Origin of the sequence: Dactylosporangium sucinum (assembly GCF_014647515.1) — a bacterium.
GTDB lineage: Bacteria > Actinomycetota > Actinomycetes > Mycobacteriales > Micromonosporaceae > Dactylosporangium > Dactylosporangium sucinum.
The window spans coordinates 1-796 of sequence record NZ_BMPI01000094.1 but is presented as its reverse complement, the minus strand read 5'-3'; the positions used below and the strand labels follow the sequence as shown (position 1 = coordinate 796).

Below are 796 nucleotides of genomic sequence, written 5' to 3'. Positions count from 1 at the left end.
CCGAGCTTGCCTTCGGTGCCGACCTCGCGGGCGACGCGGGTGACCTCGTCGGCGAAGGACGACAGCTGGTCGACCATCGTGTTCACCGTGGACTTCAGGGCCAGGATCTCGCCCTGCGCGTCGACCGTGATCTTCTGCGACAGGTCACCGCGGGCCACCGCCGTCGCGACCTGGGAGATGTTGCGGACCTGGGCGGTGAGGTTGGAGGCCATGAAGTTCACGTTGTCGGTGAGGTCGCGCCAGGTGCCGGCGACGCCGCGCACCTGGGCCTGGCCGCCGAGCTTGCCTTCGGTGCCGACCTCGCGGGCGACGCGGGTGACCTCGTCGGCGAAGGACGACAGCTGGTCGACCATGGTGTTCACGGTCGACTTCAGTTCGAGGATCTCGCCGCGGGCGTCGACCGTGATCTTCTGGCTCAGGTCACCGCGCGCCACGGCGGTGGCGACCTGGGCGATGTTGCGGACCTGGCTGGTGAGGTTCGAGGCCATGAAGTTGACGTTGTCGGTGAGGTCGCGCCAGGTGCCGGCCACGCCGGTGACCTGGGCCTGGCCGCCGAGTTTGCCCTCGGTGCCGACCTCGCGGGCCACGCGGGTGACCTCGTCGGCGAAGCTGCTCAACTGGTCCACCATCGTGTTCACGGTCGACTTCAGTTCGAGGATCTCGCCGCGGGCGTCGACCGTGATCTTCTGGCTCAGGTCACCGCGGGCCACGGCCGTCGAGACCTGGGCGATGTTGCGGACCTGGCTGGTGAGGTTCGAGGCCATGAAGTTGACGTTGTCGGTGAGGTCGCGCCAGG

Annotated in this window: 1 protein-coding gene; it reads right to left on the bottom strand. The window is 68.3% G+C overall.

What is annotated here, in order from left to right:
• The coding region (locus IEZ31_RS57820; RefSeq protein ID WP_229837101.1) for a HAMP domain-containing protein at positions 1–796 on the bottom strand (796 nt) is incomplete at both ends.